The 17,559-nt window shown below is 40.1% G+C and carries 15 protein-coding genes; 8 read left to right on the top strand and 7 right to left on the bottom strand.

The features are described from left to right. Window positions 1-101: 101 nt before the first annotated feature. Entirely contained in the window at window positions 102-1,466 is a 1,365-nt protein-coding gene (locus PQO03_RS20105) for an AIM24 family protein (RefSeq protein ID WP_274152919.1), read from the top strand. A 3-nt stretch (window positions 1,467-1,469) separates the two neighbouring features. Continuing rightward, window positions 1,470-3,635, top strand: a complete 2,166-nt coding sequence (locus PQO03_RS20110; protein WP_274152921.1) for a serine/threonine-protein kinase — start codon at window positions 1,470-1,472, stop codon at window positions 3,633-3,635. Here PQO03_RS20110 and PQO03_RS20115 read toward each other — a convergent pair. Next, entirely contained in the window at window positions 3,616-4,176 is a 561-nt protein-coding gene (locus tag PQO03_RS20115; RefSeq protein ID WP_274152923.1) for an RNA polymerase sigma factor, read from the bottom strand. The genes PQO03_RS20110 and PQO03_RS20115 overlap by 20 nt on opposite strands. Before the next feature lie 70 nt (window positions 4,177-4,246). Next, the gene (locus PQO03_RS20120; protein WP_274152925.1) at window positions 4,247-5,398 is read right to left on the bottom strand and encodes an acyl-CoA desaturase; all 1,152 of its coding nucleotides are present in this window, start codon (window positions 5,396-5,398) and stop codon (window positions 4,247-4,249) included. 353 nt (window positions 5,399-5,751) lie between these two features. On the opposite strand from PQO03_RS20120, the gene tnpB reads away from it, so the two are divergent. Together tnpB and tnpC are read left to right on the top strand one after the other, a co-directional pair. Then, window positions 5,752-6,063 carry an IS66 family insertion sequence element accessory protein TnpB gene (gene tnpB / locus PQO03_RS20125; RefSeq protein WP_274150714.1) on the top strand — a complete coding sequence of 104 codons (312 nt, stop codon included), beginning with the start codon at window positions 5,752-5,754 and terminating at the stop codon, window positions 6,061-6,063. Window positions 6,064-6,109: 46 nt separating this feature from the next. Further along, a complete protein-coding gene (tnpC, locus tag PQO03_RS20130; protein WP_274150713.1) occupies window positions 6,110-7,582 on the top strand; it encodes an IS66 family transposase in 1,473 nt (490 codons plus the stop codon). Window positions 7,583-8,016: 434 nt separating this feature from the next. Here tnpC and PQO03_RS20135 read toward each other — a convergent pair whose 3' ends face one another. The 4 genes from PQO03_RS20135 to PQO03_RS20150 are packed head-to-tail and all read right to left on the bottom strand — an operon-like array spanning window position 8,017 to window position 12,511. Then, window positions 8,017-8,691 carry a hypothetical protein gene (locus PQO03_RS20135; RefSeq protein ID WP_274152927.1) on the bottom strand — a complete coding sequence of 225 codons (675 nt, stop codon included), beginning with the start codon at window positions 8,689-8,691 and terminating at the stop codon, window positions 8,017-8,019. A 32-nt stretch (window positions 8,692-8,723) separates the two neighbouring features. Beyond that, window positions 8,724-10,622 (bottom strand): hypothetical protein, encoded by a 1,899-nt coding sequence (locus PQO03_RS20140; protein ID WP_274152928.1) that lies wholly within the window; start codon window positions 10,620-10,622, stop codon window positions 8,724-8,726. After that, window positions 10,619-11,776, bottom strand: a complete 1,158-nt coding sequence (locus PQO03_RS20145; protein WP_274152930.1) for a PQQ-dependent sugar dehydrogenase — start codon at window positions 11,774-11,776, stop codon at window positions 10,619-10,621. The genes PQO03_RS20140 and PQO03_RS20145 overlap by 4 nt, the downstream gene beginning before the upstream one ends. A gap of 12 nt (window positions 11,777-11,788) precedes the next feature. Next, entirely contained in the window at window positions 11,789-12,511 is a 723-nt protein-coding gene (locus tag PQO03_RS20150; RefSeq protein WP_274152932.1) for an RNA polymerase sigma factor, read from the bottom strand. A gap of 76 nt (window positions 12,512-12,587) precedes the next feature. Here PQO03_RS20150 and PQO03_RS20155 point away from each other — a divergent pair, with 76 nt between their 5' ends. Then, window positions 12,588-14,762 carry a serine/threonine-protein kinase gene (locus PQO03_RS20155; RefSeq protein WP_274152934.1) on the top strand — a complete coding sequence of 725 codons (2,175 nt, stop codon included), beginning with the start codon at window positions 12,588-12,590 and terminating at the stop codon, window positions 14,760-14,762. 135 nt (window positions 14,763-14,897) lie between these two features. Here PQO03_RS20155 and PQO03_RS20160 read toward each other — a convergent pair whose 3' ends face one another. Beyond that, complete coding sequence (locus tag PQO03_RS20160) at window positions 14,898-15,254, bottom strand: VOC family protein (protein ID WP_274152935.1); 357 nt, start codon at window positions 15,252-15,254, stop codon at window positions 14,898-14,900. Window positions 15,255-15,348: 94 nt separating this feature from the next. On the opposite strand from PQO03_RS20160, the gene PQO03_RS20165 reads away from it, so the two are divergent. From PQO03_RS20165 to PQO03_RS20175, 3 genes are all read left to right on the top strand, one after another. Then, window positions 15,349-16,215: a cell division protein FtsQ/DivIB gene (locus PQO03_RS20165; RefSeq protein WP_274152937.1), complete on the top strand. Its 867-nt coding sequence runs from the start codon at window positions 15,349-15,351 to the stop codon at window positions 16,213-16,215. Further along, entirely contained in the window at window positions 16,212-16,610 is a 399-nt protein-coding gene (locus tag PQO03_RS20170) for a Fur family transcriptional regulator (RefSeq protein ID WP_274152939.1), read from the top strand. Before PQO03_RS20165 ends, PQO03_RS20170 begins: the two co-directional genes overlap by 4 nt. A 68-nt stretch (window positions 16,611-16,678) precedes the next feature. Next, the gene (locus tag PQO03_RS20175) at window positions 16,679-17,446 is read left to right on the top strand and encodes a methylenetetrahydrofolate reductase (protein ID WP_274152940.1); all 768 of its coding nucleotides are present in this window, start codon (window positions 16,679-16,681) and stop codon (window positions 17,444-17,446) included. Window positions 17,447-17,559 lie beyond the last annotated feature (113 nt).

The raw sequence follows: 17,559 nt of genomic DNA on the forward strand, positions 1-17,559 counted from the left end.
CCTCCCAAGAACAAAAACGCAGAGACAAGTCCAGTAATTCAGATGATATATATATTTATAAGGATTCCATTAGCTGATCTCATGCTACATTAATATCTTATATGAAAATAGCTTTTGACATAGCAAAATTCCTCACGACTAAGGCATTAAAATTCCTGCTTATTGTCGTACTCATCCTTGCCTCAATACATCTAAAAAATGAAATCACCAAATGGTATAAACAACGTGATCTTCATCAATTTGAAATGGAAACATTACGAGTAAAGATCGCTTCCTACGAAGAAGAAAAACTAAGTCTACTTAAGTCTATGAAGCTCGGCAAGAAGAAAATGCAGGAACAATTCACCCTACAAAAAAAACTGCACCTTGCCATTAAGCGCCACAATGATGATCCTCCCTTATTTTTCCTACTCGACGAAAGAGCACAATGGGAAGCCGAGCTCAAATTACTGGAAGCCTCCCTAGCAAGTTCCGAAGCCCTGCAAAAGCAACTTTTTAAGCTTTCGCGCGAAGCTCGAAAAACCCAAGCCACACTGAAGAGTACCACTTTAAATCAAAGCCTGAAACTGCAACAAATGACAGAAAAGTGGCATCAGTATAATTGGTTTGAAAAACATGTCAAAACAATTACCGGCACCATCTTATCAATCGCACTTTTACTACTGCTCGCACCTTTCCTCAATCGTTTATTTTGGTACTTCCTTCCTGGTGCATGGGTGGAAAACCAAGCTCCCTTCCAGTTAAACCCCAAAGGTGAATCGAATGAAATAACTTTTTGGAGTGACTCTAACAAACAGATCAAAATCCACTTAGAGCCCGATGAAACTATTTCGGTAAAGCAAGATTGCTACAATAGCTTTGATGAACACCTAGCGCGCAAAAATCGTTTTTTGTGGGATCGCTCAGCATGGATCATTTCATATTCTGCCGAAATGATTAATATGACTGATTTTCATAATCCCGATACATCTCCACGACAAATCACCCTCATTGCTCCTCAAGCAGAAGATGAACTTTGCAAAATCACCTTAAAGGATTGCCAAGGATTAATCCTAAAACCCAGCCAAATCATTGCCACCAAAGGCAACATAAAGCTCAGGACTAAATGGAACTTTTTCAGTATCCATAATTGGTTACGACTCGTCTTTAGACATATTATTTTTTCAGGCACAGGAGAAATCTTTCTTTATCTTCATGGAGGAGGCAATGAAATCAGCGCTGATAGCCTGAGAATCAAAGAAGATAAACTAGTGGCTTATCAAAGTTCATGCCCCGTTGGTCTTGTTCGCAATGAAAACCTTTGGCATTACCTCTTAGGCAAATGTAACCTCTTTGACTATCGCTTTAATTCGGATAAATTTATCCTTATGCAAAATCAATCGTCGCCACTTCACACACATAAAACTCCCGGCGAACGATTTTTTGACACTATTTTAAATACTATCGGTAAATTTCTCGGATTTTAATAAATGGCTAATGACGACCTAGACCTACAAGCGGGTTTCGAAAAAACTTCGGAATTAATGGCCAATTTCTATCACGAAGAGAAAAAAAATCCGCCTTCGAGAATTCAAGAACTCAACATCCCTCTTTCCCCTATTCCTGATGGCAAGTTCGAAACAAAACAGCAAATCGATACAGGGGGAATGAAAGACATCTTTGAAGTTGTCGATAGGGATACAACTCGTCACCTGGCCATGGCTATCCCAAAAAGTAATAATAAAGAAGATTGGAATGATTTTATTTTCGAAGCTCGCATTACGGCTTTACTAGAACATCCCAATATTGTTCCCGTACACGACATAGGCCTTTATGAAAACCAACCCTGCTTCACCATGAAACTCATCAATGGGGATACACTGACCCAAATCATCAAACGTTTTAGCCAAAACAATAAGCAAGTTCCCTCTACTCTCCATGACTTAATTAATATCTTTCTCAAAGTGTGTGATGCTATTGCTTACTCTCACTCAAAAGATGTCTTGCACCTAGATTTGAAACCCGATAATATCCGTATCTCAGATTATGGTGAAGTGCAAGTTTTAGATTGGGGCTTAGCTCAATTCTACAAAACGAGCGATTTCCATACTCATTCACATACACAAGAATTGAGTATCATTCACCAGACAGACACCAGAGCCCTTGAAGGCATTATTCTTGGCAGCCCTGCTTATATGTCTCCAGAACAAGCATGTGCGGACAACGCAAGCCCTCGTAGCGATATCTACTCGCTAGGCGCCATCCTTTATTCCATCATTACTTTTCAACCTCCTTTCATTGACGATGATTACCGCAAGGTTTTACAAAAAACCATGAAAGGAGAATTCCCTAAGCCAAGTGAACTCAAACTAAATTGGTCTGTCGACCCTGGCTTGGAAGCCATTTGCTTAAAGTCCATGGCTATCAAAAGTCGTGACCGCTATAAATCCGTCCTTGATCTAGCCGCCGATTTACGAAAATGGAATAGTGGCTATGCGCCTCTAGCTCTAAACGCTCCACCGCTTCATTTGACTAAATTATTCTTAAAGCGCAACCAATTCCTGCTCAGCTTATGCCTGAGCTTCCTTATCATTATCTTGGCCTTTACCGCGCTGTCCTATAACAACTTAAGTAATAGTGAAGAAATAGCTCAAAGCAATGCTCAAAAGGCTTCCGAAGCCTTAGAAGATTTAGAACTCACACAAAAAACTAGTCGTGATAATTTCCGCAAGCTCATGAACAGTAGAGTGAAAGTCCAACAAACTATTGATAAACTTCACGAAGTCTCAGAAGAAAAAGTTACCATTGCCCAAATTGCAGCAGACCAATTTATTGAAGATGCCCTAAGCTCTCTACGTCTTGGGGCTTTCAATAAAGCTAAAACTTACGCCGTACAGGCTCAATCTTTGGCCCCAGACTATCTTTCAGTCATTGCTTTATTCGCAAAAATCAACCTGCTCGAGCTCAATATAAACGAAGCCAATAAATACCTCCTCCAAGTCAACACCACTAAATACCTATCTTTTGATCACAGTAAAATACGCAAAGGAAATAACGAAGAAATCATCCGTTTAATCAAAACACTTCAAAAAGACAAATCCTTAAGCGGATTACAGAATGTCGCTTTTCTCAGTCTTAAAAAAATCAACTTATCGACTAAAAGTAAAATCAACATCTTCAAAAAAACTCTTCTGGGTAAAAACGATATTCTGACAAGTACTAGTCTGATAACAGCTCAAAGTAATTTTCCCCTCTTCACTTTATCGATATTACCCATTGAAAAACTGATCTGTAAAACACACATCAAGTCACTCAATAAACAGGTGCAATCTTTGAAGAATATATCTTATTTAGAGCTAAATGGACAAGTTAATGTCCCCTTTCGTCAGCTTACACTCATCAACAATATTAAAACTATTCGACTCGTAAACTGCCAAGTAAATTCTTTCATTTGGTCCAGTAAGAAGGATCGCGAGTCTCTAGAACATCTCATTCTAATTGACACCCCGCTAGCAGACTACTCACCACTAGTCAAAATTAGTAGCTTAAAGAAACTCACTGTTTCTAAACCGACTAACCTGAAAAAAAATTCAGTTTCTGTAATTTTATTAAAGGAACACGGAATCAAACTGGACTTTATCCAAACTCCGAATTGAGATAAGCTATCTCTTCTTGCAAACGATCTTGCACACGTTTTTTATAAACATAAATCGAACTTTCACTCACTCCTATCTCCGCCGAAATCTGTTCAACTCCAACACCCTCGATGCTGAGTAAAAATGCGCGACAAACTCCCTCACTGAAGTGTTTTTTGACTTTTTCCCAAGCTAAATTTGAGATATAGGTTTTCCACTCTTTTTCAGCAATGGCTTCAATTTCTGGCGCACTAACTGATTTATCGAGTTCCGCACTTGAATCAGGGAGCTTACTAAGGGAAAGATTTTTACCACGCAAAAAGTCACGTACTTGATTTGCTGTCACGGTATATAACCAATTACGAAATTTACCTCGATAATTATCATAACTAAAATCAGGAAGCTTTTTCCATAATTTAATCAGTACTAACTGAACTATCTCAAGGGCGTCATGGTGATTGAGTTCCATACGTCGAACTACATTGTAGATATACTGCCTGTAGGTTGCAACGAACTCTTCCCAGGACTTTTCGTCATACTGATCCTTAAGACGAATCAGCATTGTCTTTCTAGTATTCCATTTATCCATAAACAAAAAAGGGAAGCGCGATGGCTTCCCTTATCGTGTATCCTTAACCGAGTGCCGGTGCAGAATGAGGATTAACAAATATCGAGTTAACCGCTGCACAGAACTCATCTCGCTTGGCGAGCAGTGCTGTCTGAAGATCACCTACTTGAGATTTAGAATCTTGACAAGTTTTACTTTTGCGACGTGCAGCCGTCCACGCCTCTAATGCTTGCTTCCATTCTTCATAAGTCGTTTCTAACTTACTTTTAAGCTCAGGAGTATCTTTAGTTTTTAACTGCTCCATGGCAGCCTCTAAAGATTGAACACCCCAGAACTCTTGTCTCTTGTGATTGATCTGCCATTTCTGCATGCGTTTAAGCTTCGAAGTCATTCCTAATTTTGAACCCGTCCAGATAATCCACTTTGAAGGATCAAACTGCCAAGCGCGAACACCATTGCGGTAATCTGATTGAAAAGTATGGTGGAAGTTATGGTAACCTTCGCCATAAGTCACAAGTGCTAAGAAAAAGTTATCACGTGAAGTGTCCTTTTTCGCATAAGGCTGTGCACCCCAGATGTGAGCGAGTGAGTTAATAAAAAAAGTAAAGTGATGGTTAAGAACGAAGCGCAATAAGCCTGCAACTAAGAACATGGCTATCATACTGTGTATCATACCATTGGGGTGAGGATCAAGAACATGACCAATGTAACCAATAGCAACAGGCAAGATAAAATTACCGACTACGAGTATGGGCATGTAGTACTTCTCTTGAAAGACACAAATTTTATTGGCTAAGAGGTCTTTAACATTACCGTAATCTTTATCAGTACGAGTATCTTGGAAGATCCACAAAATGTGTGAAAACCAAAAACCTTTTTTCGCAGAGTAAGGGTCTTTATCATTATTATCTACAAATTTATGGTGGTCGCGGTGATCACGACTCCAAGCGATAATTGAGTTTTGAGCTGCAACCGCACCCCAAAAAGCAAACCAAGACTGAAAAAGAGCATTAGCTTCATAAGTTTTATGAGACCACAGACGGTGATAACCAACAGTTATGCCAGTTCCTGTGAAGACCATGAAAAAACCAAACACCGTCCATTCAAAACCAGTAAACCCGTACTTCATGCCGTACCATGGAACGACTGTACATGCGAGAACAAAGGTGAGACTAAGACTTATAGTGTTCATCCAATTATATTTTTTTTCTGTCATATATTTCTCCAAATTTTTAATTGTTTTACTCCCTTTTCTTTTTATCCACATATAATCATTCTAGAAAAGGACGCATTGCAAGATAGTATAAACTTCGTTTTTCTCAAGCTCTTTTAAGAAATACAATCGACTTATGAAGAGCAGGAAACCTCAATCTTTTCTCCCCACAAAGGCGGGAAGTCACTACACTCCTCATTTTAGGATTGCTCTGCAAAAGTTTTAGAGCTAAGGGCTAACAAATTATTCACCTCTGAACAATCGCCTGTTTCAGCTTTTGCGAGTAAAGGGCAATTTGAACCATATCCCGAGGGAGAGTAGTTGAATTAGAGTCTGGGCTTACCCCAGGAGATACAATGTTAGAATATTTTAAAGATCGTAAGTTAAAACTACATCCCGAACCCGTGAACCTCCGCAAAGGCTTCAATGGCTTAACCGCGTTAAGTAATCTGGAAAATCTCTTTGCAGGAGATGTCTACCTTTTCATAAATCGACGGCGTAATTTATTGAAAGGTCTCTACTGGGATGAAGGTGGTTTTTGTATTTTCAATAAACAGTTGGAGCGCGGAACTTTTAGCGACATGTCCGAAGCTAAAACTGAGCTTAGTTTTCGGGAATTTCTGCTAATGATCCACTGCTGTAAAGGGGCCTATTTTAAGATCAAATAGCCTGGTTTTATAGCTGAAAAATCATGGGGTTATGCTATATTATTTCATGACTAAAACTATCTCAGACCTCACCAAAAAAGTTGTGTTTTTAGAAGAGGAAAACACCTATCTAAAAGCCCAGCTGTATGGTCGTAAAAAAGAGACTGTAGTCTTTGATAACTCAGATACTTTTCCTGAGTGGACTGAATACCTTAAGGATCTGGGCGATTCAAATTCACCAGAAAGAGATGAAGAACCCAAAGTAAATACCCTAAAAAAGAAGAAGAAACGCAAGCCCTTTACGCATTTCAATTTCCCTGAGAATGCTGAACGCGAAATTAAAATCATTGATTTGCCCGAAGATGAAAAAGTTGATCCCATAACTGGTGTAGAACTGAAACTCATGGGATTCGATACATCAGAAAAACTTGTTTATGTTCATGGTCGTTACAAAGTCATAGAGACTCGTGTACGTAAATACAATATTCCAAATAAGCCCAAGGCAGGAGTTATCTCCGCTCTAGTTCCCAGCCATCCGATAACAGGCTGTCGTGCTGATGTGAGCTTGTTGTCACATATACTCATTTCAAAATATGCCGACCATTTACCTCTTTATCGTATCGAAGAGCAATTCAAACGAGATGGACTTACTATTGCGCGACAAACGCTTTCCAACTGGGTTCTCCAGTTAGGAAAAACTCTCCAACCTTTAGGTGATTTATTACGAGATCAAATTTTAAACTCATCAAGAGTTTTTACAGATGACAGCCCTGTTAAGCTTCAAACAAAAGGTAAAGGTAAGCTTCAAGAAGGTCGGATTTGGGTTTATGTCGGCGGCGATGGTCCAGACCCTCCTCTCGTTTGGTTCGAATTCACCAAAGACCGTTCACACTCCCATACATTAGATCGAATGAAAGACTTTCAAGGAGTTTTTCATGCCGATGCTTTTGCTGCGTATGAAAAAATGGATAAGCTTGATGGTATCGATTGGCAGGCTTGCTGGGCTCATGCCAGGCGTAAGTTTTTTGACACACCCAATCCAAACGAATTCTGTAAACAAGTGCTTATTTTGATGGATAAGCTCTTTGAACTCGAACAGGATGCTTGGGCGCTTGGTACTTCGGCAAAGCGACAGAGCTTTCGCAATAGGAAAACAAAGCCTTTTGTTGAAGCTCTATTAAAGACGATTCAAGATCATTACTACAAAGCATGTGAGCCCAAAGGCAAACTCAAAACGGCAATGGAGTACCTACTTAAACGGCAAGAAGCATTTAAAGCTTTTCTTGCTTATCCGGATGCTCGCATAGATAACAATGTGAGTGAACGCGCTATTCGTCCGCTTACTATTGGTAGAAAAAACTGGCTTTTCTTCGGCAGTGAAAAAGGCGGCCAAGCGGCTGCCAATATCATCTCCTTAATCCAGACTTGTCGTAAGCTGGGTATCAATCCAAAAGAATACTTAGAGGATGTGCTCAGGAGAATCATTGATCACCCAAAAGAAAATTTAATGGAACTCCTACCACAAAACTGGAAGAAATAGACTTTTTTTCGAAATAGGCATTCAAATATTCAGCTCAATTGACGCTTACTTTTGCGATAGCTTCCTGCAAGAGGTAAGTTCTTAAAATATACTTAGGGGTAATTCCCTTCATCTTATACCTCTGCGCAGAAACGCCTAAGCTTTCATAACTCAAGCACTTTTTATAAGCGACACACAAGCTCTTCACTTCCACATAGACTTAAAACTCAATTTTTCGGGTGCTCTAAATGCTCCATGGCTAGGAGCTACCAATCTAAAACCACCCTTTCCCCATGAATAATTTCTTGAGAGAGCTCGGTCTTTAACCCTGCTGAATCTAAGCCTACTGACACGGCTTAAGGCTTGCTTAGACTAATGAAAATGATCAAGTTTATAAAGCGCCTTTGAACTCAGTGTTAATAGAAAACCCTATCCTTGAATCCATCGAGCCAAGCTTATTTCTTAAAGACTTGCAAACTTGCTATATCATCGCCATAAACAATTTGAGATTCAAATTTCACTCCCTTCCACACATAACGTCGCAAAAGGATTTTTGGCCTCGTTTTAAAGAGATCTTTATCATCCTCAAAAGCCATTCCCCACAAATACTCTTTACTCGACAAGACCTGAGTAGGCAAAGCTTTTTGATTCCTTAAGCACGTACCCTGAACAATGCCCTTTTTAAAATTCTCGAAAGCTTGATCTAAGCCCTGCAGGCCCCCGCCATAAACTATTAGTGAATCGCCCACAACTCCGTGCTCAATCCCTAAATAACGCGCCTTCAAGAATAGCGGATTGGGCGCAATACCCAAATAACTGAACTGCTCCTTAAAGACTCCTTGTTCAGTATAGGAAAGCTTTGGACTATTGAGTTTAATCCCCTGCTTGGCCACATCGAGTAAAAGATTATTTTTTCCCACAAGAACTAAAAAATCCTTCGTATAATAAGTGAAAAATTTCTTTGCATACTCATCCGTCACTAACATATCTTCTGCTAAAAGAGGATTCGTCTGAGCAAAAAAAAGTGCCATTTTTTTGAGAATCTTCATCTCCGCTGGCGTAGCTTGCGCAGAGTGCACAATCTTAATCTTTTCTGCAGCCGGCCATTGAGCACAGATAGTACTAGTCATTAAGACCATACAAATAAGTAGGTAGACTCTCATTATTCGCCCCACTCAAATTCACTTTTCATCGATTGATAAATATCTAGTAAGTACATTTCTCGAGATTTCTTAAACTCGCTTACTTTTTCTTGTTTGCTTGCAGCCGTACTCAGCTCATAATCCATCACTTCCAACCATTCCGAAAAAGCCCTCTGCTCAAAACGATCTTTCAAAATCGGACTTTCTTCCGCTTGGAAAAATCTCCAATTAACTTTTTGTTGATTTACCTTCGCAGCAATCAGCTTATCTCTAAAATATGGATAAAGATACAACCCTAAGGGAACTCCATCCGGCATGAGTGTCCACAGTGTTAAGTCATCATCATTTTTACGTAAAGCATTGAATTTAGTGTAGGCATCTGCTGGATCACAGGCTAAAAAGTAAGCCAAGAGCTCGGACAAATCAGGTAAGTTTGATAAATCTAATACGAGCGGCTTAGCAGTCTTTTTTTCAAAAACGAAGACCTCAGGCGAAAGTCCTGGCATACCTATTTCAAAATCGCTTCCCTTTGCTAGGTCTACTACAAGCTCTGCCTGCTCACCTTTTTTTATGAGCTCATCAAATATCTTTTTATTCCCCACATAAAGGACACAGCTTTCAGTTTTCATTGATGCCAATTCTACTCTCACACCCTCATCTTCAAAGGATAATTGATAGGCATGCGCTGGTGGCTTTATTTCAAATTTTTTCACCACGCCTTTCTCTATATAAGGTTTAAAGACCTGACCTCGAAGCTGCACCTCTAGAGTATTCTTACCTAAATTAAGATTTTTTAGCTTAAGCCCTTCTGGCCCAATCAATTCCACTCTACCATTAACTTTCATCAAAGTCGGCACCAATAACTTACCTTTGCTCCAAAAAGAATTCGGCGCGCCGCCTTTCTTTCGAAACAATAAATTGACGCCTTTATCTAAATCCTCCTGTGAACACACAAGCTCAGCCTGTAACTTTATCGAATCGAATTTTGAACCCTTAAAAAGTAATTTTTGACCACTATCTGAATAAAGCCCCGAATAAAGCGATGATTCATACAACCATGGTTTGCCATCAAGAGTGAGCCATTTTAGCGCTGCCTCATCAGGAAGCATTTCCTGAAAATTAATTAAAGCAGTATCCGAGCCCATCAACCAACTCTCACTCTCATAAATCAATTCATTCTGCCCCTCTTTCAAGAAACCCCTGGCGAGAACTTGAGGATATTTCATTTCATGACCATTAATAACTATTGATTTAATGTCACTAGGAAAATCAAGACGATACAATTTATTGGAATCGACACAGTCATACAATCTTTTATAGATAAAACTTTTTTCATTGCGGAGCTTCATTTGACCGGGAGAATCCACCGCTTGCCATTTTTGTTTATCTACACCAGCGACTACACTGCCTCCTCGCACCCATTCAAATTCAGAATAGACATTTGCCCATACCAAAGCTCGATGAGCTCGTCTGGATGAGAATCGTAAAATAATATTTTCATAAAAAGCCGGCAATGTCGATAAATCAAATACCAACTTTCCCTTACCTACTGCCAAATGACGACCTTCATTCAAAAGCTCGATAACAACATGATCATCACTGAAAATTTCTAAAAAACCTTGTTCGGGAAAACTCTCCACTGGCCAGCGGTAAAAAACTTCTCCACGAGCTAAATACTCACCCTTTTCGCTCCAGATTTTATAACCTCCCGCCCCCGACTGTACCCCTTTGGAAAAAACTTCACCACCTACCCATGACTCAAAGCTACTACCATAAGGAGCCGCCACACGGTCAAAATAAATGGCTTCCACATCTAGCGAATCATTTATCGCTCGATCAACTCGACCTCCATTAGGCAATAAACTGACTTGAGCAACAAGATGAAATGAAATACAAACAAAAAAGAAAAAACTCCTCACTGAATCCAATCCATTATTTGATAAATAGTTCCATCTTTAAAACTCATCATATAAAGCTCGCCACCTGAGTCTTCTGCAAAACTCGCAATCTGTAGACTTTTACCTTTAATCCTGTGAGACTCAACAATTTTATCGCTCTCTTTTTTCAAAAGCCAATAGGCTCCCGAGGCGAAATCGCTCATCACATACCAACCATACATTTTTTTAATTGCCTGCCCACGATAAACGTAGCCACCAGTTATTGATAAGCCTTCCTTTCTAGGATACACAAATATGGGATCAGTAAACCCCCCATCCTCCATACCAGGATTTGATGGTTTCCTTTGAAGGCTTTTGTTTTTTTTGCTTGACTTCTTCTTATTTTTTTTCACATAGACGTAAGGCTCGTATCCCTCACGAACATTCCATCCATAATTCGAGCCAGCATTAATGATATTGACTTCTTCAAATTTATTTTGTCCCACATCCCCACACCAAATCTCTTGAGTTTTTTTATCAAAAGAAAAACGCCATGGATTCCGTAGCCCCCAAGCAAAAATTTCTTTCTTTGCATCAAGGTCTGAATCCACAAAAGGATTATCTCTAGGAACGCTATAGTCATCTTGCCCTAAAACATCTATACGTAAAATACTTCCATGTAAGTTTTCGAGGTTTTGGCCATAGCCCTTGGGATCACCTGCAGAACCACCATCTCCTACACCTACATACAACTTTTTATCTGGACCAAAAGCTAACTGACCACCATTGTGATTACCATAGGGCTCTGCTATAGATAATAATTTTACTTCGCTATCCAAATCAATCTTGTAATTCTGAAGATTAAAACGTGCTACAATTGATCGCCTAGGGTGCTTATAAGAATAATAAATATAAACGTGATGATCACTCTCAAAACTAGGAGATTTCACCATGCTCAGTAAACCCTCTTCATTGGCCGTACCCAAGCGCTCCGAAATATCTGCCACCAAGGATTTATTTTTCCCTTCTTGGCAAAACCATATCTTCCCGCGCTGCTCCAATACATACCAGGCATTATCGCCTGCTTCAAGCAAAGCAATCGGCCTTTCAAAGGTTTTTTTCTTAAACAATGCCTTTAACTTTAAATCGCCTCCCAAGAGAGAAAAACTCAAAAATATCAATAGTACGTATCTCATATAAACAGTCCTCTATTTTTGTAAAAGAGTAATTAAAAAATGTAATTCTTCCTGCACCTCTGCCGGATCATTCAGTGTATCTGCGACCAACTTTCGTAAAACCTTTGAAAAATCCCGACGCAAGCGGTGTACCGCTACTGTAAAGGCATTTTCACTCACCCCTAAAATATCTGCTCCCTCTTTTAAACTCGCCTCACTATCGCCATTTAAATAGGGCTTCATAACTCCCCAACGCTCCGAATCTCCACGCGTGATAAAACGTTCTTCTAATTCGGCCATTGCATTTTCAAGTAAAGTTAATGCCCAAGCACGCTGATAAGCCTCATCTGGTCCCAATTCACTAAAATCCTGTAGTGAATACTCCGCCGCTTCATAATCAACCTTAATCTGGTCTCCACCTCGTTTCTGAGCCTGCCCACGCTGCCATTCATTCTGCATAAATCTCTTAAATAAAGTGAGTAAAAAATTCCTAAAACGTCCCTTCTCTGCATCCGCACGCTGCAATACATCACGTTCAAGTAAATAAGCAAAAAAACCCTGACTCAAATCTTGTGCATCTTCCGCACTACTACCTGAACGCCTGGCAAAAGCATAGAGTGGATGCCAATATCGACGGCAGAATTCGGCGAGCTCGCTACTCTCACCTGCACTTGCTTTTAAAATCAAACTCCAGCTAGTAGGATTGAAACCACGACCCGCTGCATTTATATTTTCTTGATATTTTGTATCTGACATGCTGTAAGCTTCTCTAAAAATTTTGTAATTATAGATATCTAGAATTAAACTTATCCCAACTCTTTAAGGATACCTCATGAATAGACCCCCAAATTCAAATTCCGACAAGTCCGCTGACTTGTTGAAAATGGCTTTACTAGATGAAGAAGAACAGGACCGATACTTAATCTGTGACTCGATCGCTTCCGGGGGCATGGGCATGATCTACCGAGCGTACGATAGCCACACCGAAAGGTATGTCGCTTATAAAGTTATCCATCCCGAGCTCCAAAAGAACAAAGCCATCTTTGAACGATTTACCTATGAGTCAGAAGTCGCTGCACGCCTCGAACACCCCAATATCATGCCTGTTTATGATGCCGGCTACGATCTTGATGGTCGACCATTTTATACGATGAAACTACTTAAAGGGCAAACTTTAGCCAGCTTAATCCATAAGCTCAAAGAAAATCAAAGCTCTTCTAGTTTCGAAAACATGCTAGAAATTCTCATAAAAGTCTGTGATGCTATTTCTTGTGCCCATGAACAAGAGATCATTCATCGTGACCTCAAACCCGACAATATCATGATTGGTAATTTTGGCGAAGTTCTCGTTCTTGATTGGGGACTCGCAAAAATCCCACAAAGAAAAGAACTTGCCATAGATAGCTTAGCCCCCTCAGTACCTACTGAATTCAGCCAAATGGGTGCCGTCATTGGCACCCCCGCATATATGGCGCCTGAGCAGGCCAAAGGTCAAGAAGTCGACGCTCGCGCAGACATCTATTCTCTAGGCGCACTCCTACAAACTATGCTAACCTTTGACCCTCCCATCCAGGGAGATAATACTGAAGAAATTCTATCTCGAGTTTCAACAGGCAAAATCACAAGACCCCACGCCAATGATTTACTCCCTTCTAGCTTAGGAGAAAAAAACCAACGCATCCCCCGCTCCGCCCTCGCAGTTATAAAAAAATCTACACAATTAGATCCTGACAATCGTTATCACTCGGTTGCGGACCTTGCCCAAGAACTTAAAAAAATCCTTGGCGGATTCGCAGTAAAAGCAGAAAATGCCGGCGTGATTCGCCTCTCATTACTACTTATGCAAAGACATAAAATAGTTGCCATCGTTACGTCCATTTTTACGGTCTTATTTATTACTTTCGGCGTGAAATCTATCAACGCCATTCATCAGGAAAGGGATTTTGCTCAAGAACAACACGAGATTGCTAAATTCAACTACTCCGAAGCCCAAAATGCTCTGAATCAACTGAAAAAAAGTGCGGCAATTTACTTATCTCGTGCACGCTACAATATTAGTCGTGGTGATTTTGATTCTGCACTCATGGATGTAGAAACTTATCTAAAACTCAACCAGCACAACTCAGAAGCTTATCTTCTTTTAGGCCGTATTAATCAAGCTCAGAAAAATTTTGCGAAAGCCGCGAAAGCCTTTAAACAAGCTCAAAAATATGGCGATAAAAGTGCTCATGCTTCTAATAGTCTGAAAATTGCTTCGAGCGCCCAAACATGTGTGGAAGCTCACGGGCATCTCGCTGAAAATGAAATTTTTTCTATTTACTGTCAGTTAATTTCTAATGCTCAAATCCCGGAAGCTTCTGCTTTCCTTGATGATCTACTCAGCAACGAAGAGTTTTCTAACCGAGTCTTTAGTGAACTTTTTACTCATACCAAACTACAGGGCAGCTTAAAATTCTGTCCCAAAGGCTTGCTTCATATGCGTCTAGATACAGAAAATATTGACTTCACGCCATTACGCTTTTTCAAAAAAGCCATTTTTGGGACTTTAGCCCTGCCCGATACACTACTCACATCCCTCAAACCAATTGAAGGCTTGGCCATTGTCTCTTTAGATATCCGAGGCACGCAAGTATCTTCCCTTGTACCCTTACACAACTCGACGATTTACAATCTTTTTATCGACGACACCCTCATCGAGGATCTCTCTCCTTTGAAAGGCCACAAGCTCAACATCCTCTCCATTCGCAACATCCCCATTGAGTCATTAGAATCCCTGCAGCACATTGACATTGCTCATCTAGACATAGCTAACAGCCCTCTGAAAACACCAGACTTGAAATACATCAAACATATCCCTTCTCTAGTCATGCCCATATCTTGGCGCGCATCTGTACTAGAAAACACCTTCCCAAATAATACAAAAATCATCTGGGCACAAAAATCGCAAAACTCAGATATGGAACGCGATAGATTTAAAATTAAGCAAAGTATATTTTCTCACTTATAATCAGCCCATAACTATACCTGAGCTATCTTTAGACGAATTACTCGAGTCACGCGCTCTAAGCTACATCTCCAGACACAAAAGATAATCCAACTAAGAACTAGCTGGATTATTTATAGACAGGAAATACTGGGGTGATTATTGAGGTTTTTGTGCCAAGGTAAAACGATTGCCTTCTGGATCAGAAAAGGTCTCAGCTTTCAAACCCACTGGTGGCGCCGCAATTTTAAGTGGAGAAAAGCCTGCATCTAACAACTGCTCACGAATCTCGCTGTAATTGGCTGTGTAATAAACCCACATCGTGTTACAACCTTTTTGTGAACAAGCATTTGGCTGCTGACGAACACCTAAAACCAAACCATTGCTTAGTTGAAACTCAACCCAGTGATTAGAATCAACGACTGGAGCGCCCAACATCAATGTATCACGATAAAATTCACGGGCTCTATCTAAATCATCAACGCTGATGATGATACCATAATTTCTTTCGTACACTTAAGTGCTCCTTTATTTTTTCATTTTAGGACGAAAATCCTGATTGATCGGCTACTTTAAAGCAACTTATTCAAATAACAATAAGGTTTTGTTAATGTCCCGTTCGAAATTGCTTGCTAAGCGAGAAGAGAAGCTCCTAAAAATACGCCAGCAACTCATTACTAGCTTCACTTGGCTACTTTGCCTAGCTATGGTACTGGGGACTCTTCTATTATTAGTTTCTGGTATGCGCTTACTTTTATTAAGTTCAAACCCCCAGTTCACTCTACAAAACATTGAGATAAAAGGCAATACCCACATCACTCCAGATGAAATTATCTATGCTCAACTTGCAGAGATGGAAGTATTGGAAAACAAAATCAATATCTTCCAAGTATCGCCTTCAAAACTTCGTGAAAAACTCGAACAAAACCCTGCTATACAAGAAGTTCTCATTGAAAGAGTTTTACCCAATACGCTCTCTATTTCAATCACGGAAAAACAAGCCCGTGCACAATTTGTCGTAGATGGCAAAGTATATCTTGTGAGCAGTGACTCCACACTGCTACCTTATGGTGATAATCAGCAAGCTTACCTGCCACTCATCGCTATTAAAGTGGATGGGAAACTTGAGCTCGGTAAAAAAATCAATACTGAAGATAACCAAGCCGTTTTTGATTTCTTAAGCTATTACGATAGCTACGCCATCAGGCGCAATGGTGAAACTTTCTTCCCTTCTCAAATTTTTAAAGTCGCACGCGTAAGACAAGATCCAAAAGGTGACCTCGTTCTTTTTCTTAAACAATCGGGAATTAGTGATGATTTTAAAATCGCTCGCCATAATGTCCTGCTCAAATTGGATAGCTCTGAACTTGCCTTAAGCCTGGAAAGAGCTTGTACTTTTTTGATCGAAAACCGTCTCGCTGGTAAACCCATAAATAAATATATTGATGCTCGATCTCACAGGGTATTTGTCGAATGAAAAATAATCAAATTGGCCTAAGAAAAACTAAGCAAAGAGAACTGGTTCTCGGTGTCATCTCCTCTGCCCCAGGACCTGTGTCCGTAAACGAAATCGTACTGCTCCTAGAACAATGTAGCCACAACATCGGTATCGCTACTATCTACAGAACCGTGAATCTCTTAATGGATAACGAACTCATTCAATGTGTTCGTTTGCAAGATGCCATTCAACGCTATGAACCAACCAACATCCCTCACCATCACCACTTTCATTGTAAGCAATGTGATAAAGTCTATGACCTAGAAGGATGTTATCTGCACCTTGATAATCCTATCTTAAAAGAAGGTCACCAAGTCTCATCTCACGAAATTACTTTTAGAGGCATCTGCAAAGACTGCGGAAAAAAAGCCTAAGTTCACTTGAATAACTTAAAAGTGATTACAATATTCGTATATTCGAATAAACAGATATAAAGAAGCTAATGACTAAAATTTCTATTGAACTTGTTCCCCATGCCGCCGAAGAAATCACTTCGGAACTCTCTGGTATACAAGCAGCCTTTCCTAAAGTAAACACTGTAAATATCCCTGATATTGTGCGCCTTCCAACTCGAAGCTGGGAAGCCTGTGGCTACTGCGCTCCTATGCTTGAACGCGATATACCGCACTTACGCGCCTGTGACTTCGACCTCAATCAGCCACAGCTCATAAGCGATATCATGGAGAAATACAATTTTTCTGAAGTCCTACTGGTAGGTGGCGACATCTTTGAAGGACGTGAACATTTTGAGACTACAACAACCGATTTTATTAAATTTTTCAAAGAGCATTATAAGACGGTTAAAGTCTATGGCGCTATTGATCCCTATAGATCAGACTTTGAAAGTGAAATGAGTTATGTCCACGAGAAGATTGACGCGGGTATCGATGGCTTCTTCACACAACCATTCTTTGATCTCGGCCTCTTAAGCAAGTGGATCAAGGCTCTAAAAGATCACACTGTGTATTGGGGCTTAAGTCCTGTCCTAAGTGAAAAGAGTCAAGCTTATTGGGAAAAGCGCAACCTCGTGAATTTCCCCAAAAACTTTGAACCTAATCTCGAATGGAATGCTCAATTTGCCGCCGATGCCATACAAATAATTGATCAATTCAATTCATGCCTCTACTTCATGCCTATTCGCATTCCTGTAGTCGATTACCTCAATGCGATTATACCTAAGAGCAAGATTTTAAAAGATCTCTTAAGCTAAGCTCAAATCCACTCATCATTGCAGTCTAAAGGCCCTACGCCTGTATGACTAAAAGCAGTGAGAGTGATGATTTAAATCCATTTTACGCCGTTCTTTTCATATCCTAAAGAGCA

Origin of the sequence: Lentisphaera profundi (genome assembly GCF_028728065.1) — a bacterium.
GTDB classification, from domain to species: domain Bacteria; phylum Verrucomicrobiota; class Lentisphaeria; order Lentisphaerales; family Lentisphaeraceae; genus Lentisphaera; species Lentisphaera profundi.